19 protein-coding genes are annotated in these 17,814 nt (G+C 63.2%); 7 read left to right on the top strand and 12 right to left on the bottom strand.

Going from position 1 to position 17,814, the window contains the following annotated elements; all coding sequences use genetic code 11:
- Positions 1-154: 154 nt before the first annotated feature.
- The gene (locus RA19_RS00905; RefSeq protein ID WP_039158661.1) at positions 155-781 is read right to left on the bottom strand and encodes a hypothetical protein; all 627 of its coding nucleotides are present in this window, start codon (positions 779-781) and stop codon (positions 155-157) included.
- A gap of 145 nt (positions 782-926) precedes the next feature.
- On the opposite strand from RA19_RS00905, the gene RA19_RS00900 reads away from it, so the two are divergent.
- The 4 genes from RA19_RS00900 to RA19_RS00885 are packed head-to-tail and all read left to right on the top strand — an operon-like array spanning position 927 to position 3,737.
- A complete protein-coding gene (locus RA19_RS00900) occupies positions 927-1,535 on the top strand; it encodes a VOC family protein (RefSeq protein WP_039158708.1) in 609 nt (202 codons plus the stop codon).
- On the top strand, positions 1,532-2,053 hold the full coding sequence (locus tag RA19_RS00895) for a GNAT family N-acetyltransferase (RefSeq protein WP_039158660.1): 522 nt from the start codon (positions 1,532-1,534) through the stop codon (positions 2,051-2,053). The genes RA19_RS00900 and RA19_RS00895 overlap by 4 nt, the downstream gene beginning before the upstream one ends.
- A gap of 9 nt (positions 2,054-2,062) precedes the next feature.
- On the top strand, positions 2,063-2,761 hold the full coding sequence (locus RA19_RS00890; RefSeq protein WP_039124572.1) for a molecular chaperone DjiA: 699 nt from the start codon (positions 2,063-2,065) through the stop codon (positions 2,759-2,761).
- Positions 2,742-3,737: an endonuclease/exonuclease/phosphatase family protein gene (locus RA19_RS00885; protein WP_039158657.1), complete on the top strand. Its 996-nt coding sequence runs from the start codon at positions 2,742-2,744 to the stop codon at positions 3,735-3,737. Before RA19_RS00890 ends, RA19_RS00885 begins: the two co-directional genes overlap by 20 nt.
- Before the next feature lie 37 nt (positions 3,738-3,774).
- Here the strand turns inward: RA19_RS00885 and RA19_RS00880 are convergent, their stop codons facing one another.
- Positions 3,775-4,992 carry a hypothetical protein gene (locus RA19_RS00880; protein WP_152615651.1) on the bottom strand — a complete coding sequence of 406 codons (1,218 nt, stop codon included), beginning with the start codon at positions 4,990-4,992 and terminating at the stop codon, positions 3,775-3,777.
- A 44-nt stretch (positions 4,993-5,036) separates the two neighbouring features.
- On the opposite strand from RA19_RS00880, the gene RA19_RS00875 reads away from it, so the two are divergent.
- On the top strand, positions 5,037-5,420 hold the full coding sequence (locus RA19_RS00875; protein ID WP_039158655.1) for a hypothetical protein: 384 nt from the start codon (positions 5,037-5,039) through the stop codon (positions 5,418-5,420).
- Positions 5,421-5,435: 15 nt separating this feature from the next.
- On the opposite strand, the gene RA19_RS00870 is transcribed toward RA19_RS00875, so the two are convergent.
- From RA19_RS00870 to RA19_RS00840, 7 genes are all read right to left on the bottom strand, one after another.
- On the bottom strand, positions 5,436-7,010 hold the full coding sequence (locus RA19_RS00870) for a Ppx/GppA family phosphatase (RefSeq protein ID WP_241479001.1): 1,575 nt from the start codon (positions 7,008-7,010) through the stop codon (positions 5,436-5,438).
- Positions 7,011-7,062: 52 nt separating this feature from the next.
- Positions 7,063-7,770: an HdaA/DnaA family protein gene (locus RA19_RS00865; RefSeq protein WP_039158652.1), complete on the bottom strand. Its 708-nt coding sequence runs from the start codon at positions 7,768-7,770 to the stop codon at positions 7,063-7,065.
- A 20-nt stretch (positions 7,771-7,790) separates the two neighbouring features.
- Positions 7,791-8,858 (bottom strand): AI-2E family transporter, encoded by a 1,068-nt coding sequence (locus RA19_RS00860; RefSeq protein ID WP_039158650.1) that lies wholly within the window; start codon positions 8,856-8,858, stop codon positions 7,791-7,793.
- 218 nt (positions 8,859-9,076) lie between these two features.
- On the bottom strand, positions 9,077-10,051 hold the full coding sequence (locus tag RA19_RS00855; RefSeq protein ID WP_039158647.1) for an isopenicillin N synthase family dioxygenase: 975 nt from the start codon (positions 10,049-10,051) through the stop codon (positions 9,077-9,079).
- The gene (locus tag RA19_RS00850) at positions 10,051-11,415 is read right to left on the bottom strand and encodes an FAD-dependent oxidoreductase (protein WP_039158645.1); all 1,365 of its coding nucleotides are present in this window, start codon (positions 11,413-11,415) and stop codon (positions 10,051-10,053) included. The genes RA19_RS00855 and RA19_RS00850 overlap by 1 nt, the downstream gene beginning before the upstream one ends.
- A 238-nt stretch (positions 11,416-11,653) precedes the next feature.
- On the bottom strand, positions 11,654-11,971 hold the full coding sequence (locus tag RA19_RS00845; protein WP_039158643.1) for a bactofilin family protein: 318 nt from the start codon (positions 11,969-11,971) through the stop codon (positions 11,654-11,656).
- 171 nt (positions 11,972-12,142) lie between these two features.
- Entirely contained in the window at positions 12,143-12,631 is a 489-nt protein-coding gene (locus RA19_RS00840; protein WP_039158641.1) for an SRPBCC family protein, read from the bottom strand.
- Positions 12,632-12,767: 136 nt separating this feature from the next.
- On the opposite strand from RA19_RS00840, the gene RA19_RS25610 reads away from it, so the two are divergent.
- On the top strand, positions 12,768-13,388 hold the full coding sequence (locus RA19_RS25610; RefSeq protein ID WP_052261590.1) for a TetR/AcrR family transcriptional regulator: 621 nt from the start codon (positions 12,768-12,770) through the stop codon (positions 13,386-13,388).
- Between the two features lie 125 nt (positions 13,389-13,513).
- Here the strand turns inward: RA19_RS25610 and RA19_RS00830 are convergent, their stop codons facing one another.
- Positions 13,514-14,197, bottom strand: a complete 684-nt coding sequence (locus tag RA19_RS00830; protein ID WP_039158639.1) for an ABC transporter ATP-binding protein — start codon at positions 14,195-14,197, stop codon at positions 13,514-13,516.
- Entirely contained in the window at positions 14,190-15,476 is a 1,287-nt protein-coding gene (locus RA19_RS00825) for a lipoprotein-releasing ABC transporter permease subunit (RefSeq protein ID WP_039158637.1), read from the bottom strand. The genes RA19_RS00830 and RA19_RS00825 overlap by 8 nt, the downstream gene beginning before the upstream one ends.
- A gap of 338 nt (positions 15,477-15,814) precedes the next feature.
- Here RA19_RS00825 and RA19_RS25605 point away from each other — a divergent pair, with 338 nt between their 5' ends.
- Complete coding sequence (locus tag RA19_RS25605; protein ID WP_052261589.1) at positions 15,815-17,026, top strand: spondin domain-containing protein; 1,212 nt, start codon at positions 15,815-15,817, stop codon at positions 17,024-17,026.
- 93 nt (positions 17,027-17,119) lie between these two features.
- On the opposite strand, the gene RA19_RS00810 is transcribed toward RA19_RS25605, so the two are convergent.
- Positions 17,120-17,743: a GDSL-type esterase/lipase family protein gene (locus RA19_RS00810; RefSeq protein ID WP_039158636.1), complete on the bottom strand. Its 624-nt coding sequence runs from the start codon at positions 17,741-17,743 to the stop codon at positions 17,120-17,122.
- Between the last annotated feature and the right edge of the window lie 71 nt (positions 17,744-17,814).

Genomic DNA, 17,814 nt, shown 5'->3' with positions numbered 1-17,814 from the left:
TTCGGACCAGAAAGAAGCAAACGTGCTGCCTTCGAGGGTGGCGCGTTTTTTCGTGTATTCAGGCTTTTACCTGTTCCTGCGGTTTCGGAGAGCGAGTTTGCCGCGACGATCCTTGAAGCTGGAATTGAAGTTGTTCAGGCAGCAGCAGAGGGGTTTAAGTCGGGCCTATTTTGAAATGGCTAAAAATACTTTTAAGAACTGACCGTTGAACAAATTCACCCGCAGCCAGGCGCGCCCTCAGCTTGTGATCAAATCCGACAACCCTTTTTTTGATCTTCTTCCAAGTTGAGCCGTCCTTGCTGGGAGATCCGCCTTTGTACATCACATATGGTCCCGGAGCGTTCAACGCCATGAGCTCACAAAACAGCCGTGTCATTTCTTGCTGTTCCTGCCAGCTCCTGAATTTGCGCGCAGACGGTATAGTGAGTGCCCGTCCTTCTTGTTCGCCGGTGTGCTCAAACCACTTTGCGTCTCGGCCTATCCATTTGATGGCAAAATCGACATCCGGATTTTCTTCCTTGAGCCTGTCATGTACATCGCAGTGCCTGCGAAGAGCTGGGGCAGGATTCGAGAAGATCATTGATGTCCCATTGAATTGCATCAAATAGGCGTCGTCATCGTCACCGGTATTCGGGACAAAAACGATGCTGACTTCTGGGTTGCTGGTCCGAATTGTTGGGGCCACCAGCGGTGCTCCTGGCTTCTCGTTGTCCATCCAAAACTCCAGCCCGTCGATGGTTTTGTAGGTCACTGCATCCTGAGGTGGTGTCAGCCAGTTCATTTTAGTTTCCCGGTTAGCGATGACTGCACCTTAAGCAGTTGAGTTGCGTCAATGTAAGGTTCAACCGTGCCAGTCGCCGACAATTCCCGCCTTGCGCCCCGCCGCTGTCCCGCTAGTCTCTGCCCGCAAACTGGGGAGGATGCTTATGATACTCGATCATCTGGCGGTGGCAGGCGGAACGCTGGAAGAGGCTGTCGCCCATACCGAGGACGCGCTGGGCATTGCCCTCGGCCCCGGCGGCTCCCATGCCCGCTATGGTACCCATAACCGCCTCATCGGGCTGGAGGACGGGCTGTATCTTGAAGCCATTGCCATCGACCCCGGGGCCCAGCCGCAAGAGCAGCCGCGCTGGTTCAACCTCGACCGCTTCGAAGGGCCCGCAAAACTCAACAACTGGATCCTGCGCAGCGAGGATCTGGAGGCGGAGAAAGCACTGCTTCCAACCCACGCGCAGCGGCATGTGCAGATGCAGCGCGGGGATCTCAGCTGGCTGATGACGGTGCCCGCAGACGGCCTGCTGCCTTTTGACAACATCTTTCCCGCCGTTCTGCAGTGGCAGGGCGATCCGCCTGCGGCCCGCCTGCCGCAATCCGGTTGCCGGCTCAGCCGCCTGGTGGTCAGCCACCCGGAGGCGCGGAGCTTGCAAGCCGCGCTGGACCGGATCATTGACGACCCGCGTATCGCGGTGGAGCCAGGTGCTCCCGGCCTGATGGCGGAGTTCGAAACTCCGCACGGGCGGAGGGTGCTCGAATGATCATCCGCCCCGCGGCATCAGCAGATGCCGATGCCGTCTGCGCCATCGCCAACCAAGTGATCCGGGACACGCTGGCAACTTTCAACACCGTTGAAAAAACACCGGCGCAGGTGCGGGAACAGATCGCCGCCCGCCCAGGTGCCTACTTGGTGGCCGAACAGGACGGAGACATCCTCGGGCACGCGTATTTCTTCCCGTTCCGTTTCGGTCCCGGCTACCGTTTTACGGCTGAGCACACCATCCACTTGCTGCCGGCAGCACAAGGGGGGGGCATTGGCCGCAAGCTGCTGCAGGCCCTGGAGGAAAAGGCAAAGCAGGCGGGCATTCACGTGCTGATCGCCAGCGTCAGCAGCGCCAACCCCGGTGCCATCGCTTTTCACGCCGCTTTGGGCTACGCGGAAACGGCAAGGATGCCGGAACTGGGCTGCAAATGGGGGCAGTGGCTGGATACCATCTTCATGCAGAAAATCCTGACGCCCGGAATTCCCGCCCCTGACAGCCCCGGCAAAGACCGTTAGGCTTGGGGCATGTCACTCTGGACCCGCATCTCCGACGCGCTGGCTGCGCTTGCCAAGGGCGAAAGCCTGACCGATGTCTTTGACAAGCTGCGCGCGCCGCCCGAAAAGACGGTGGCCTTTGCCATCGCCGTGATTGCGCTTGGCGCCAAGATGGCCAAGGCGGACGGCCAGGTGACGCGGGACGAGGTCACCGCCTTCCGCGAGGTGTTCCAGATCGCCCGCGATGACGAGACCGGCGCGGCGCGGGTTTTTGACATGGCGCGCACCGATGTCGCGGGCTACCAGGAATACGCCCGCCGCATCCAGCGCATGTTCGCCGAGGATCCGACCACGCTCTGCGACCTGATGGAGGGGCTCTTTCATATCGCCATGGCGGATGGGTTCTATCACCCGGGCGAGAATGAGTTTCTGGAGGAAGTCAGCCGCATCTTCGGCCAGACTCCGCAGCAGTTCCAGGCGCTTAGGGCACGTTTTGTGCCCGATGCCCCCAAGGATCCCTTTACCGTGCTCGGCGTCAGCCCGGAAATGACCAAGGAGGAGATCCGCAAGCACTGGCGCAAACTGGTGCGCGAAACCCACCCGGATGCGATGATTGCGCGCGGGGTACCCGAAGAAGCTGTCAGGCTGGCAGAAAAGCGGATGATCGACATCAACCGCGCCTGGGACGAGATCAACGGATGCTGCGGCAATGCGGCTGGCCACCTATAACATCGAATGGTTCGCCAATCTGTTTGATGGCGAAGACAACCTGCTGCTGGATGGCGAACCCTCCGCTCGCCATGGTGTGGACCGTTATACCCAGGGCCGCGCTATTGCCCATGTGCTGCGCCGCATTGATGCCGATGCGGTGATGGTGGTCGAGGCCCCCAACACGGGGCGCAGCCAGCGCACCACCCGCGCGCTGGAACGCTTTGCCGCCGAGGCGGGCCTGAGGGCGCGCGAGGCGGTCAGCGGCTTTCCGAACGACACCCAGCAGGAGATTGCGCTTCTGTACGATCCGGACGTGCTGGACGCGGTGCATGATGCCCGCTCCTCTCTGCAAGCGCCGCAATTCGACGGGGTGTTCCGCATCGATTTGGATGTCGACGCGCAGGAGGACGAGGTGCGCTTCTCCAAACCGCCGCTGGAGCTGGCGGTCAGCACCAAGGACGGCGCGAAACTGCGGATGATCGGTGCGCATCTGAAATCCAAGGCGCCGCACGGGGCCAGGACGCGGGACGAGATCACCGCTGTTTCCATCGCCAACCGGCGCAAGCAGCTGGCGCAGGCGATCTGGCTGCACCGGCGGGTGGCGGAGCACACCGCAGCGGGCGAGCATGTGGTTGTCCTGGGCGACCTGAACGATGGCCCGGGGCTGGATCAGTACGAAAAGCTCTTCGGCCAGTCCTCGGTCGAGATTGTCATGGGCGATCTCCTGAACGATCCCAATGCGCAAAGCCTGACCCGGCCCAGGGCGACGTCTCTGCCGAGCACTTCCAGGTTCTACAACCCGGAAACCAAACGCTATTTCCGGGCGCTTCTGGACTATGTGATGATCTCGCACAGCCTGATGGGATACCGCCCGCACTGGCGGATCTGGCATCCGTTCGAGGACGGCGCGTGCTACCAGGACGCAGAGATGCGCGAGGCGCTGTTGAATGCGTCGGACCATTTCCCGGTGACGCTGGATATTGAGATCGGCTGAGGCCGGCCGGCATGCGCGCCGGGAGGCAACGCACAGCCTACTTTTCCAGCGTAAAGCGGCTCGGGTCCGGATTCATCTTGTTGACCAGTTTCTTTGCCCGCTTTTCCAGATCCGCGTCCAGCTTTTTCGTGGCTTCTTCTGTTTTGGCTTTCTTGACCTTGGGATCGGCCTTCTTGTCCTTTGCTTCGGCCTTGGCCGCTTTTTCGGCCTCTTCCACAGCCTTCTTGCGTTCGGCATCGACTTTTGCCTTGGCCGCCTTGAATTTCTTGTCGAACAGGGACTTGTAGTTGGTCTCGATTTTCTTGTTCCGCTTAAGCTTCCGGCCCTTGGGCAGACCATCGGTCAGGGCAACATATTCAGCGTAGTTCTCCACACAGGCTTTTACTTCGCTGTCGCTGCGCCCGGGCCGCGTTTTCTTCACGACATCTTCTTTGTCAACGCCGCCCTTCACGGCCTTGCGGGGAAGCTCCACATGCCAGGGGTCCTCCGGCGCAAGATCCGGCTTCGTCCCGGCCCAGTTCGCCAGTTTTGCACCTTTGACGGCGCTCGCCCATTCCTTGGCAAAGTCCGCATACGACATAATGCTCCAGACCTCTTTCTTCTCGTCAAGATGGTCGGCGTGGGAGTATTTCGCGGGAAAGAACTTCAGCAGGTTCGTCTTCTTGTGAAGGATGGTTTTTGTCTTGCCGCTGCGGGTGGCCGTTACCGGAACATGGATTGCCGCACGCCGCATATGCGCAGATGAGCAGGTGCTGGACCAGCCTTTGATCGCATAATAGGCCTGCTCCGTCGCAGCCCGCAGCCCGCTGCTTTCGACGTTGTCGCTGATCGCGGCTTTGAAGCTTGGTATCCGTTTTTCCAGGTCGGTCTTTTTCTTGGCCAGTTCCTTGGAATCAGGTTTGCCGCCCTTGGCTTCCTTTTTCGCCTTCTTTTCCAGCTCGGCCTTGGCCTGTTTGACCGCGTCAGCCCTGGCTTTGGTGAGGGCTGCATTTATCTTGGTGACAAGCGTACCGGCACGCGTGCGCACTTCCTTGGCAAGCTGGTCAGTCAGTTTCTTGCTGTCGTCTTTCTTTCCGGATGACGCAGCTTTTTCTTTGGTCTTCGGAGCAGCCATAGCGGTTAGCCTCCTGATCTGACGATCCCCGGCAGGGGGTGGAAATTGGCGGGCTCGTTGTCTCGCCAGCGTCCGGGCAACAATCCTGTTATCTAGCGGTAAACCTGCAGAAGCCAAGCTGGCCAGGCCGGGCCGTTCCATGCCGCCCCTTGTTCCCGCACCGCAGACGACCCTATATAGACCTCATGAAACAGATCCTTCTGCCCGCCGCCCTGATTGCCCTGATGTCCAGCCCGCTTGCCGCTCAGGAAGCCGGGGAGGAAGACAGCGGTTCCAGCCTGATGGAACGCGGGGCTGAGCTGCTGTGGGAGGGCCTGCGCCAGGAGATGGCGCCGGCACTGGAAGATCTGCAGGGTTTGATGGATGAAATCGGCCCGTCTCTGGGGGCTTTCCTCAGCGAGATGGGTCCCGCCTTGGCCGATATCGCCAATGAGGTCGAGGACTGGAGCGCATATGAGCTGCCCGAGATCCTGCCCAACGGCGACATCATCATCCGCAAGAAGCAGAAAGACAACGCGCCCGCGGACAAGCAGGACAGCGCCGAGGAAGAAGGCGTCACCGAAATCTGACGCCTTCAGCCCGGATCAGGCGTCCGGAGCAGTGCCCGGTTTGCGGAAGGTCAGATGCACTACCGCTTCCAGCGCCTTGCCCAGCGACTGCAGGCGGGACTCTGCCACCTCGCCATAAAGCGCCCGTGCCGCTTCCGGCAGCTCGGCATGCAGCACCCGCTTGCGCGGCTGCCAGCGCAAGGCGCCGATGTCGCCCTTGCCAGTCACCATCAGCATCGCACCAAACCGCATCGCCTTGCCCAGCACCTCGGCCTCGTGCTGGCTCTTTTCGTCCAGCAGGCCGTAGAGGTGCTCAAAAGCACTGCCCTGGCGCTTGTTGCTGTAGCGGTGCAGAAGCGCCAGGCCCAGGAACACCCGTTCCGAATGCTTCAGCCCGCCCAGGTTGGCGCGGGTCGCATTGTCGAAACAGACCTCGGCACGGTAATCGGGATGCGCCCGCCAGCTCACGTCATGCAGCAGGCAGGCCGCCTTGATCAGCCGCCGCTTGCTGTGCCGTGCACCGTTGAACAGCGGGCTCACAAAATCATACAGCGTCTTGCCGAAGCCTGGGATGCGGGCGTCCTTGGATTCCGCAAACCGCGACGCCTCGATCAGCGGATCCCGCTCGCGCAGCCGCTGCGGCATCTGCTCGTACAAAAGCCCTTCGCGGATACCGTAGCTGGAGACCGCGATGTCCTTCGGCTTGAAGGTCTTGACCAGCCGGGTCAGCACGTCGATCGCATAAGGCACCAGGCCTGCACGGCTGGAGGAAATCCCGCAGGCGCTGCGCAATTCGTCCATGTCATTCTCGGCGATGTACTTGGCAGTGGCGCGCACATCGGCCGCCGTCATCCGGTACTCGTGCAGCACTTTCAGCGGATAACCGCGCCGGTGCATGTCGATGCGGGCAATCGCCCGCCAGCTGCCGCCGACCAGGAACAGACGGTCGCGCTGCGGCCCCATCTCGGCCTTCAGCTGTTCGATCACTTCCTTGATGTGTTCCTTGCGCCCGCGGCGCCCGCCCTGGATGTCGCGCAGTTTCAGCGGACCCAGCGACGAGGTCACCCGGTTGCCGACCGTATTGTCCTGAATCTCCGCCAGCTCCATTGATGAGCCGCCGATATCGCAAACCAGCCCATAAGCGCCGGGCCAGCCCAAGAGCACGCCCTGGGCCGACAGCCGCGCCTCTTCTCGGCCGTCGATCACATGGATCCTCAGGCCGGTCTCGCGCAGCACTTCCTCGCAGAACTCCGGCCCGTCCGTCGCGTCGCGCACCGCAGCGGTGGCGACGGCCGACAAGGGCGGCAGCCCCATGCCTGTCGCGAGCTGCTGGAACCGGCGCAGCGCCGACAGCGCCCGCTTGCGGCCCTCCGGGTTCAGCCGGCCGCTTTCCGACAGGCCGGCGCCAAGCGCGCACATGATCTTTTCGTTGTAGAAATAGGCCGGGCTGCGGGCCGCGCCGTCAAACACCACCAGGCGCACCGAGTTGGAGCCGACATCGACCACACCGACGCGGGACAGCGCCCGGGCGCCCGGGTCGTCAAAGATCGGACGGCCGAACGGGCCCCACTCGGCGATGCTTGCGTCCGAGACATCCTGAATCATGTCCATGAGGGCTCCGTCTTGCGATCCGGCAACAGGATGGGCGATGGGCGGGCAGGGGTCAACCGCTTGCGGCTGCGTCATTTTCCGGTCCTGCTTCGCGGATTTCGGTCAGTCCGCGCACCGCCAGCGGCCGCGTTAGGTTGCGTTTTTCGGCCAGCGACAAATGATCCAGCCGCCGCACCACCCGCGCGGCAGTGGCATAGGAGCGGTCCATATGCGCCACCAGATAGGGGATCACATCCGGCTTCGGTGTGATCTGGCGGTCATTGAACAGCTTGGCCAGCACCACCGCCAGCAGCTGGTCATCCGGCGCCTGCAGTTCGGCATGGGTGGCCGCCTGCACCCGGCTTTGCAGATCCGGCAGGCTAAGCCCCCAAAGGTTCGGTGCCTGCTGGCCGGTCATGATCAGTGCGTGGCCATTGGCCAGCACCAGGTTGTGCAGGTGGAACAGCGCCTTTTGCCGCGTGGTGTCGTCAGCGACCACCGGCACGTCCTCAACCGCAATAGGCCCCTGGGCCAGGCCGGGCACGGCGTCCTCGGTCAGCCCGGTGGCATTGACGATCCGCCCGCCCGACTGATCCGCCCAGACATGCACCAGATGGGTCTTGCCCGCTCCCTTGGGCCCGGTCAGCACCAGCTTGCCGCTTGGCCAGGCAAAACCGGATTCCAGCAGCGACACGGCCATCGCATTGGACGCGGTGACAAAGAAATCCTCCCGCCCCAGCGCGGGTTTTGCAGGAAGTTTGAAGCTTAGCTGCTGCGTCATCGTTCTATTCCGTGTCACAGTTATTCGGCATCCGGGTGGCTTTGGCCCTGGTACAGGCGGCTGTCCAGGTATTGCTCGGTCAGGAAGCGCGCCAGCACGCCAAGGGCTGCCGCCACCGGCACCGCCACCAGCATGCCGACAAAGCCGAACAGAGCACCAAACACCGACAGCGCCAAGAGCAGCCAGACCGGGTGCAGGCCGACCGAACCGCCCACCAGCTTGGGCGTCAGGAAATTGCCCTCGGCCACCTGGCCAATGGCAAAGATACCGGCTACCAACCCGATCGACACCCAGTCGCCCCAGAACTGGAACAGTGCCAGGCCAATCGCCAGCGCACCGCCGATCAGGGCGCCGAGGTAGGGAATAAAGGTGATCAGCCCGGCGATGAAGCCCACGGCGAGGCCAAAGTTCAGTCCCACCAGCATCAGCGCCACCGCATAATAGGTGCCGAGGATCAGGCAGACGGTGCCCATGCCGTGGATGAAGGAATGCAGCACCGCGTCGATCTCAGAGGCGATGCGGCGGATCACCGGCTGATGATCGCGCGGCAGAAGATCGTCGATGCGTTCGATCATCCGGTCCCAGTCCAAGAGCAGATAGACCGCTACCACCGGCACGATCACCAGCAGCACCACAACATTCAGCAGCGAAACGGCCGAGCCTGCCACCGATTGCAGCAGCTCCACCGCGCGCGACTGCAGCGTCTGGGCAATCGCGGTGATCGCCTGATGCATCCGGCTGTCCTGTTCAAAGACCGCGGGGAAATGCTCATTGGCAAAGGCGCGGGCATCCCGGAACAGCTGCGGCAGGACATTGACCAGGTCAATCATCTGGTAGATCAGCGTCGGCACCACCACCAGCAGCATCAAGAGGAACACCAGCAGCGCCCCAACCGTAATGGCAGCGGTGGCGCCGGTGCGGCTCATCCCCCAGGCCTCCAGCCGGTCGGCGATCGGGTCGATCATATAGGCAATCGCCGCGCCCAGCACGAAGGGCAGCAGCACATTGCCAAGCGCCCACATCACAACGGCAAAGACCAGGGCGGCGAGGCCCCAGTATTTGAACTGCTTCTTTGCTGGTAGCGCCATGTCTGTCTGCCCGTCCTTGGTCCGTCTGGTTCAGGATCTTGGCCCCAGTCTTTCCCGATGGGGCAGGGGCATGCAAGGGGGGCGTGCAATTCCCCTGTGGGCAAGGCGGGGATAAGCCGCAAAAGCCCGGGGGCAACCGGGGGGCAAGTTAAGGAAATCTTTCACCCTGCCGCAAGGCAGGGCAGCGCCCGCCCTCACAGTGTGGGCGGGGCGCTCCCTCAGCTGTGTATGGTGCCCAGTTCCGGGGTGTCTTCTGCGGCGTCTTCATCCGGCCAGTTTGTGCGCCAGACCTCGGCCGACCAATGGCCGCAATGCACCGCAGGCCGCGCAAAGCCCGCAACCGGCGGCAGCAGCGGTTCCACCACGACGTCATGGCGCGGCACCGCGAAATACGGGAAGGAGTAGCGTTCCTTGCCGGTCTTGTTCACCACCCGGTGCGGGGTCGAGACCAGCCGCCCGCCGGACCACAGCTCCAGCATGTCGCCGATATTGACGACAAAGCCGCCGGGCGGGCAGTCCGGGGTGATCCAGCCGCCGTCCCGCGTCTGCACTTCCAGCCCGCCGACCGGGTCCGGCGCGATGATGGTCAGCGCGTCGGTGTCCTTGTGCGGATGGATGCCATAACCTTCTTCCTCCGGCGCCTGCGGCGGGTAGTGCAGCAGGGTCATATTGGTGAGCGGTGTCTCAAACGGCTGCTGGAACTGCGCCGGGTCCAGTCCCAGCCCCTCGGCCAATGCGCCCAAGAGCAGGTGGAACACCCCGTCAAGCTGGTTCCAGTAGCCCAGGATCACCTCCCGCGCTTCCGGCACCTCCACCGGCCATCGGTTGGGACCGTAGAGCGCACAGTCCCCGCGGACAGGATCATCCGCCGCCACCTCGTGGTGCAGCTTGTAGCCTTCGTATTTATCCGCTTTGCCGGAACCGTCGTTCGGAGTGAAGAACCCCATCGGGATGAAGCCGCGGTAATTGTCGCGGGTAATCGCTTGATCCCATTTTGATTTTTCCTCCACGGCAAAAATCGCCCGGACTGCAGCGCGGACATCTTCCACGGTGTCCTGCGCCACTCCTGTGCCGGTGATTGACAGGAACCCGATATCCTCCGCCGCCGCCAGAATAGCGCGGATCGTGCCGCTGCGCTGCGGATGGGCTGCATCGCGCAAGGGGGAAATGTCGATAGTGGGAATGCTTTGCATCAATGGACCCTCACACCCTGGCGCTTCAGCTCGCTCTGCACGTCGGTGATATTCACCGCGTCAAACCCGCAATCCGCCTTAACCGACAGCGCCGCAGCAATGCCAGCGCCCTGGCCGGCTACGGCGCAGCAGGCCATGTTGCGGGTCGCGGCATGAGCGATCTTGTCGCCGCCTATCGCCCGCCCGGTGACCAGCAGGTTCTCAACCCCTTTGGGCAGCATCGAGCGGTAGGGGATCTGCATATAGCGCCCGGTGGTCGGCAGGATCAGCACCCCGTAGCCGTCGATGAACTCCGGGTAGATGCCAATGGTGTCCTCGAAGCGGCCCTGATTGCGGGTCTCGTCCTCGGTGATGTTGTGATGCGCGTCGATCTTGCGGGTGTCGCGGATGCCGATGGTCATGCCAAAGTTGCGCAGCCGTGCCCCTTCGCAGCCTGGCGTATAGGCGCGCAAAGCATCAATCGCATGCATCGCCTGTTTGCGCCCCTCGATCTCGCCGCGGGTCATGCTGTCGGGGTCAGTGCCGTCGATCCCTGCCAGATGCACCAGATTCATATAGGTCATCTCGCCCGAGTCATGCACGGCGCCCCAGGTGCCGCCAATGGTGTTCAGATGTGCCGGAATCACCCCGTCGCGGATTGCCTGGGAAAACGGCTTGGCCAGGAAGGGCGAGAACATCTCATCCTCTTTGCCTGATGTCTCCACCACCCATTCGCCGGTTGACCAATTGGCATAGGTCTGCGGATCTGCCTTCACGCCCTCCATGAACTTCTGCTTGTCGACGCCGGCAATGTGGAACATGACGCTGGCTGCCTGCATCTCCTCCACCGGGGTTTTGAGGGTCGGCGCCCCCATCATATGGGCGATGTCGGCGTCCCCCGTGGCATCGATCACCCGTTTCGCCAGAACCGCCTCGCGGCCCGCTTTGGACTCAACAATCACCCCGGTGATCCGGCTGCCTTTGTGGATCGGCGCCACAAACACCCGGTGCAGCATCGGATGGATGCCCGCTTCTTCAACCAGCTTGTCGGCCACCAGCTTGAAGCCCTCGCTGTCCAGCTCATAAGACAGCGACTGGCTCTCCGGCACCGCCGCCCCCATGGCCTTGGCGCGTTCCTCGAACTCCCAGCCGATGCCATGGGCCTCAACCGTTTCCTCATGCCGGTACCAGGCAAATCCCTCGACCCCGACGGTGGTGATATTGCCGCCAAAGCAGCCGAAGCGGTCCAGCAGGGTGACTTCCACGCCCGCCCGTGCCGCCGCCAAGGCCGCCGCCAGCCCGCCGGGACCAGACCCCACAACCAGCACCTCGGTTTCGTGAATGACCGGAATCTCGCGTGCCGGTTCTGTAATGGTCTTTGTCACGTCTCTCTCCCAAAGACTTGCTGCCGCCCGCTTGCGTCCCGGGCGTTTCCGCTAACAGATCAGATTCTTGAACAGCTGTTCAAGTTCTTTTGCGACGCGGTGTCGCAAACACGGCATCCGCCGTCCGGGCGTCCAAAGCAGGCGGTTTGCGCGGCCACCGGAGCGGCCGGGCGGGCTGTGCTGATTAGGAGAGGGGTAGGTATTGGCCGCAAGGCCTGCGGCCGCCTGCGCGCCCGGCCTATCCTTTGCCGGAAATCCTGATGTTGCCTTGCAGCTGCGCGCCGCTTTCGGTGGCCATGGTCTTGGCCGAGACATCCGCCTGCACCTGCGAGCTGGCCGCCAGCCTCAGGTCGTCGCATTGGATCTTGCCGCTGTAGGTACCTTCGACAGCAACCGACTGTGCGCTGAGTGCCCCGTCCACGGTGCCGCCGGCGTGCACGGTCACCGACTGCGCCGACAGATCGCCGACAACCCGGCCGCGGACTTCGACGCTGCCCTTGCTGGAGGTGATATTGCCTTCAACGGTCACATCTTTTTCGATAACGGAATTCACCACGTCTCAGCCCTTTCTGCGGATCTTCCGCCAGCCTAGCCCGGCTGGCGCCAATTTGCCACCTGATAGCAAGCGCCTGCGCCGGGCCAAAGCCCGCCCGGAAAACCCGGCAGAGTTCCGCTCAGCCGCCGCAGGCCGGGCCATCAGCGTCCCGGGCAGCGGCGGCTGACGGCCTTACGCTGCCACGGCAGAGACCTGCTGCTCGGCATAGGCCTTCAGTTCCTGCATGATGGTTGCGAAATTCTTTGCCAGGCCGCGCTTCAGCAGCGGATAGATCAGATACCCCAGCGCGGTCAGCGCAACATCGGACTCCCAGGTGACCTGCGACCGCTCCGGACCCAGCGCCTTCACCGTCAGCGTCACCACATTGACCCGCACCGGGAACACCACCGGCGTGTCGACCGGCACCACGTCGAACACCAGCCGTTTGTTTTCAGCCGAATAAGACAGGATCTTCTCGCGCGCCTTCAGCCCGTTCGGCTTGTCGGTGAATTCGCAGACCCGGCCCTCCATGGGCGCGCCCTGGACCGGCTCGCCGCCTTCGGTGCGGTAGGATTTATGCACAAATCCCATCCACTTGTAGGCCTGGTCAAACTCATCCGCTGCAATCTTCCACATCAGATCCGCGCTGCGGTTCACGATGACAGACTTGGTAATTTTCATAGATTTCTCCATTGCGTTCGCACATTGTGAGCAGGACAGAACGAATGCCCCACTTGGTGAATCATTCGATACACACCATGTAACGATTGTTACAATCCGTGCAAGTGGCAGCGGGCGGTTTTTTAAGAGGTCCGGTTTGAGCGAAGAAAAAACGACGGAAACAGACGCAGCTGAGGCAAGCGTGCGCACCCGGCTGCTGCAGGCAGGCACCGAGATGTTTGCCGAAAAGGGATTCAAGGGCGCTTCAGTGCGGCAGATCTGCGCGCAAGCCGGCACCAGCATGAACATGATCCATCACTATTTCGGCAGCAAGGACGGGCTGTTCGATGCCATCGTGCAGCAGTTCTCGGCACAGGTGTTTGAAATCCCCAGCCAGCTGATCGCCCGGCCGCCCAAGTCGCAGGAGGACTTTGCTGTCCGCTTCGAGCTGTTCGTCGAGCAGACCCTGAACGCGCTGCTGGCGCACCGGCTGGTCTATGCGATTATCTCGCAGCAGCCGGAAACCCCGCCGGCGCTGGCCAAATGCACCGATGGGTTCGGCGGCTTCCTGGCCGCGGCGGCGGAACAGGGGTACCTGAACCCCCGGCTGGACTGGGAAATGGTCACTGGCTTCGTGATGGACCGGCTGACGACGCAGGCGATGCTGGCCAACGGCGCCCGCAGCCGCGGGGAGCCTGCGCAGATAGATGATCCGGACTACCGCGCCAGATGGCTGGCCGCCAATACCGAGCTGTTCCTGAACGGGCTGACCAGCTGACCGCCGCCAGGACCGGATTGCGGGGGGCACGCTTTCATCTTTCGAAAAATACTCTCGTCCCGCTGCCCGGCAGGCGGCTTTGCCGCCGGAAGGGGGAGGCTCTGCGCCCTTTGGGCGCAGAACTCCTACACCGGAACCAGCAGCCCGTTCTCCAGCTTGACCTGCCGGTCCATCCGCGCCGCCAGCTCCAGGTTGTGGGTGGCAATCAGCGCCGACATTCCGGTGCCGCGAACCAGCTCCATCAGCGCCGCAAACACCTGGTCCGAGGTGCCGGGGTCCAGGTTGCCGGTCGGCTCATCGGCCAGCAGCACCCGCGGCGCATTGGCCAGCGCCCGGCAAAAGGCGACCCGCTGCTGCTCGCCGCCCGACAGCGCCGCCGGGCGGTGGTCCGCGCGGGCCGCCAGTCCGACAGTGCCCAAGAGATCAGCCGCCCGCGCCGCGGCAGCCTTTTGGGAGGCGCCGTTGGCCAGCTGCGGCAGCACGATGTTCTCCAGCGCGGTGAACTCGGGCAGCAGGTGGTGGAACTGATAGACAAACCCCACTTCCTGGCGCCGCACCCTTGTGCGGCGGCGGTCGCCCTTGCGGGTGATATCTTCGCCCGCAACCCGCACTTCACCACCGTCCGGCGTGTCCAGGAGGCCCGCAATGTGCAGCAATGTCGACTTGCCCGCGCCCGAGGGGGCGACCAGCGCAACAACCTCACCCGCCTGCAAGGTCAGATCGGCGCCGCGCAGCACGTCGACCTGTCCAGGGGTGCCTTGCAGATAGGACTTTGTGATCCCCTTCAGTTCCAGTGTGATCTCACTCATAGCGCAGCGCCTCCACCGGATTGAGCCGCGCCGCGCGGCGGGCCGGGAAAATAGTTACGAAGAAGGACAGGCCCAGCGACAGGGCAATGGCCGACAGCACATCCGCCAGCTTCAGCTCGGCCGGCAGCGCATAGATGCCGCGGATCGACGGGTCCCAGACGCCGCCGCCCATCAGATAGTTCACGAAGGAAAAGATCGGATCGATGTACAGCGCAAACAGGCAGCCCAGCACCACGCCGAAAATGGTGCCGATGACACCGGTGAAGGCGCCGCAGATGAAGAACACCCGCATGACGGATCCTTCGCTGAGGCCGATGGTGCGCAGGATGCCAATGTCGCGCCCCTTGTTCTTGACCAGCATGATCAGCCCCGAGACGATGTTCATCGCGGCAATCAGAACCAGGATCGACAGAATGATGAACATCACATTGTCCTCGACCTCCAAGGCCCGCAGGAAGCCGCCCGAGGCATCGCGCCAGGTCCAGACGCCGGCGGTGCCGCCCACGGTCTGCAGGATCGCCAAAGACACCGGATCGACATTTTCCGGGTCCTCCACCATCACCTCGATCTCATCCGCCACGCCTTCGCGGTTGAAGAAGCTCTGCGCCTCTCCAAACGGCAGATAGACCCGGGTGCGGTCGATGTCCCAGCGGCCCGCTGTGAAGATATAGACCACCTCATAGGCGTTGACCCGCGGGCTGGTGCCAAAGGCTGTTTTGACGCCGTTGGGCGAAATCAGCTTGATCTTGTCCCCGACTGAGACACCCAATTCCCGTGCCACGCCGGATCCGATGGCGACGCCATCCTCGAAGCGGGACAGGTCGCCGATGGCCTCGGCGCTTAGGGCCACCCCGGGAATGCCCTGGATGTCTTCAGCCGAGATCCCGAAAACCTCGACCCCGGCATTGCGCTGGCGGCGGTTGGCCATCACCTGGCCTTTGACCAGCGGCGCCGCACGGGTGACGCCGGGCACCGTTGCCACCTGGTCTGCCAGTGCCTGGTAATCCTTCAGTGTCCGGTCCACTGCGCCCGCGTCGTTCACCTGGCCATAGGAATAGACGGTGACATGGGCGTTGGCGCCGAGGATGGTGCCGACGAACTCCGAGCGGAAACCCGAACGCACCGCCAGAGTGGCGATCAGAGCAAAAACGGCCAATGTGATGCCGATCAGGCTGATCCAGGTCATGACCGAAACGCCGCCTTCGGCTTTGCGGGCGCGCAAGTAGCGCCAGGCGATGATCCATTCAAAACGTGAAAACGGCGGAGGTGTCGTGGCCATTACTGCGGTCCTGCCCGGGAATTTTGCGCACAACCTGTGCTGCCGCGCGCCCGGGGTCAAGGCAAGGCTGCGCCAGGGGCCGAATTTCCGCCAACCGCTTGCGCCGGGGCGCAGATTTTTCCTGCAAGGAAGCCGGGACGGAAATATTAGCAAAAGCGGGGTTCGCCCGAACCGCACCGTCCCGGCCGGTTCAGCCCGTACTCATTAACCCTAATGACCTTCGCGTGACCTCGCGGTGAGCTCGCAGCCACTTGAGCTCTTGTGACCGGCGGCCAGCTATGCGAACGGGGTTTTCCGCCCCAGGGTGCCCTCACGTCATTTCAAATTGAGGACACCCCATGACCGATATCCGCATTGTTGCCACCAACACTTCTGCCCAGGGCGGCACGTTTCTGACGCCCTTCTGGTTTGCCGCCCATGACGGCAGCTTTGATCTCTACAACCGCGGCGAGGCAGCCTCGGCCGGGCTGGAGGCGCTGGCCGAAGACGGCAACTTCGCGCCGATCAATGCGGAAGTGGCGGCCCTGGACAGCGATGCGCAGACCGGCGCGGTCCTGGGGGGCGGCGGTCCGCTGGCCACGGGCGAGACCGGGGTGGCAAAGCTTGATGTGGACGGCGCCTCCAACGGTTTCATTTCGCTCGCCGCCATGCTGCTGCCGTCCAATGATGCCTTTGTCGGCACCGGCCAGGCGGTTCAGCTGTTCGACGAGGAGGGAAACTTCCTTGGCGCCCAGAACCTGGAATTTGAAGGCAGCGACGTGCTGGATGCAGGCACCGAGGAAAACACCGAAGAAGACGCCGCCTTCCTGAACCAAACGGCGCCGGACACCGGTGTGGATGAGAACGGTGTGGTGACCCTGCACGAAGGCTTCCTGCCGGAAGGCGAGGGCAATATCCTGGGCGGCACCAATGCTGCGGGCGCCTTCATTGATCCGGAAGCCGCTGATTTCACCCGGCCCGGGGCGCAGATCGCGCAGATTCATATCAATGAGTACACCGAAACCGAAGGCACCGATGGGTTCGACTTTATCCGCGGCTCGCGGGCGGATGATCTGGTCGAGGCCGGCGGCGGCCGCGATATCGTGCTGGGCCGCGGCGGCTGGGATGAACTGAGCGGCGGCGCCGGGCGCGACCTGCTGAACGGCGGCAGCGGCAATGACACGCTGGACGGGGGCAGCGGCCGGGACCTTCTGAAGGGCGGCAGCGGCAGCGACGTGCTGGAAGGCGGCGATGGCCGGGATGTGCTGCTTGGCGGCAGCGGCAACGACACGCTGGACGGCGGCAGCGGCCGGGATCTTCTGAAGGGCGGCGGCGGCGCCGACACCTTTGTCTTTGAGGACGGCGACGGCCGCGACCGCCTGCTGCAGTTTGATGCGGATGAGGATGTGATTGCGCTGAATGTCGAAGGGGCGGACAGTTTCCAGGATCTGGAAGGCTTTGCACGCGAACACGGCAACCGCACTGTTCTGAACTTTGGAGACGGCGATGCCCTGGTGTTTCTGGGCGTGGAATTCGACGAGCTGAGCGCCGCGAATTTCGATTTCCTCTGATCGCCACCGGTGCAACCGGAACCCGGCACGCCGAATGCCAGCGCCCGCCGTCAGGCGGGCGCAAATCTTTGCGGAAACTCTTGAGCCTGGCGTTCAGCCTGCGAGATGCGCCGCGGCCGGCGCGGCCAAGGCCTCTCCCAATGCCCGCGAATGGGCCGCTTCCAGGTGAAACCCGTCTGCCGCCGAAGCTCGCGCCACTTGGGCTGCATCGAAGAAGCCGCAGCCAAGGCGCGCGGCCAGGGGGGCGATGAAACCGGCAAGGGCTTCGGATTGCGCCACTTTCTCTGCTGAGACATCAGGGTCGTCGCACAGGCTCATCGGCGGCGGTGAGACCAGCAGCACTTGCGGTGCCGCCGCATCCGGCATCCGCCAGGGGTGGTGGCGGATGATCTCCACCAGCCGCTCGAGCCCGTCGCGGATCAGATGGCTGGCATAGCCTTCATAAATGTCATTGGTGCCCAGCATGATCACTGCCAGGTCCAGCGGCGCGTGGCTGTGCAGCAGCATGGGCAGCACCGCGTCGCCGCGCATCTCGGCGCAGGCTGAGTTGCGGGCATGAACGGTGGTGCGCCCGCGCAGGCCTTCAGCAAACACAACGGCATCCTGCAGCCCTTCGGCCATCGCCACCGGCCAGCGGTCGCGGTACGCGTGCCGCCCGCCGGTGTGCGGATCGCTGCCCCAGGTAAGGCTGTCGCCAAAGGCCAGAATCTGTTTCATGCGGTGTTCCTCCCTTGTCCGTACCCTGTTGCCGCGGTCTGCGGCGGGCAAGAAAAAAGGGAGCGTCTCCG

The organism is Leisingera sp. ANG-M1 (assembly GCF_000813745.1).
Lineage (GTDB): Bacteria > Pseudomonadota > Alphaproteobacteria > Rhodobacterales > Rhodobacteraceae > Leisingera.
Note: the sequence above shows the minus strand (reverse complement) of the source record. Positions and strands in the feature narration are given on the sequence as shown.

Excerpts from the sequence above, each read along its gene's own strand:
- RA19_RS00905 (WP_039158661.1), bottom strand. The coding sequence starts at position 781 with ATGAACTGGCTGACACCACCTCAGGATGCAGTGACCTACAAAACCATC.
- RA19_RS00900 (WP_039158708.1), top strand. The coding sequence starts at position 927 with ATGATACTCGATCATCTGGCGGTGGCAGGCGGAACGCTGGAAGAGGCT.
- RA19_RS00895 (WP_039158660.1), top strand. The coding sequence starts at position 1,532 with ATGATCATCCGCCCCGCGGCATCAGCAGATGCCGATGCCGTCTGCGCC.
- RA19_RS00890 (WP_039124572.1), top strand. The coding sequence starts at position 2,063 with ATGTCACTCTGGACCCGCATCTCCGACGCGCTGGCTGCGCTTGCCAAG.
- RA19_RS00885 (WP_039158657.1), top strand. The coding sequence starts at position 2,742 with ATGCGGCTGGCCACCTATAACATCGAATGGTTCGCCAATCTGTTTGAT.
- RA19_RS00880 (WP_152615651.1), bottom strand. The coding sequence starts at position 4,992 with ATGGAACGGCCCGGCCTGGCCAGCTTGGCTTCTGCAGGTTTACCGCTA.
- RA19_RS00875 (WP_039158655.1), top strand. The coding sequence starts at position 5,037 with ATGAAACAGATCCTTCTGCCCGCCGCCCTGATTGCCCTGATGTCCAGC.
- RA19_RS00870 (WP_241479001.1), bottom strand. The coding sequence starts at position 7,010 with ATGGACATGATTCAGGATGTCTCGGACGCAAGCATCGCCGAGTGGGGC.
- RA19_RS00865 (WP_039158652.1), bottom strand. The coding sequence starts at position 7,770 with ATGACGCAGCAGCTAAGCTTCAAACTTCCTGCAAAACCCGCGCTGGGG.
- RA19_RS00860 (WP_039158650.1), bottom strand. The coding sequence starts at position 8,858 with ATGGCGCTACCAGCAAAGAAGCAGTTCAAATACTGGGGCCTCGCCGCC.
- RA19_RS00855 (WP_039158647.1), bottom strand. The coding sequence starts at position 10,051 with ATGCAAAGCATTCCCACTATCGACATTTCCCCCTTGCGCGATGCAGCC.
- RA19_RS00840 (WP_039158641.1), bottom strand. The coding sequence starts at position 12,631 with ATGAAAATTACCAAGTCTGTCATCGTGAACCGCAGCGCGGATCTGATG.
- RA19_RS00830 (WP_039158639.1), bottom strand. The coding sequence starts at position 14,197 with ATGAGTGAGATCACACTGGAACTGAAGGGGATCACAAAGTCCTATCTG.
- RA19_RS00825 (WP_039158637.1), bottom strand. The coding sequence starts at position 15,476 with ATGGCCACGACACCTCCGCCGTTTTCACGTTTTGAATGGATCATCGCC.
- RA19_RS25605 (WP_052261589.1), top strand. The coding sequence starts at position 15,815 with ATGACCGATATCCGCATTGTTGCCACCAACACTTCTGCCCAGGGCGGC.
- RA19_RS00810 (WP_039158636.1), bottom strand. The coding sequence starts at position 17,743 with ATGAAACAGATTCTGGCCTTTGGCGACAGCCTTACCTGGGGCAGCGAT.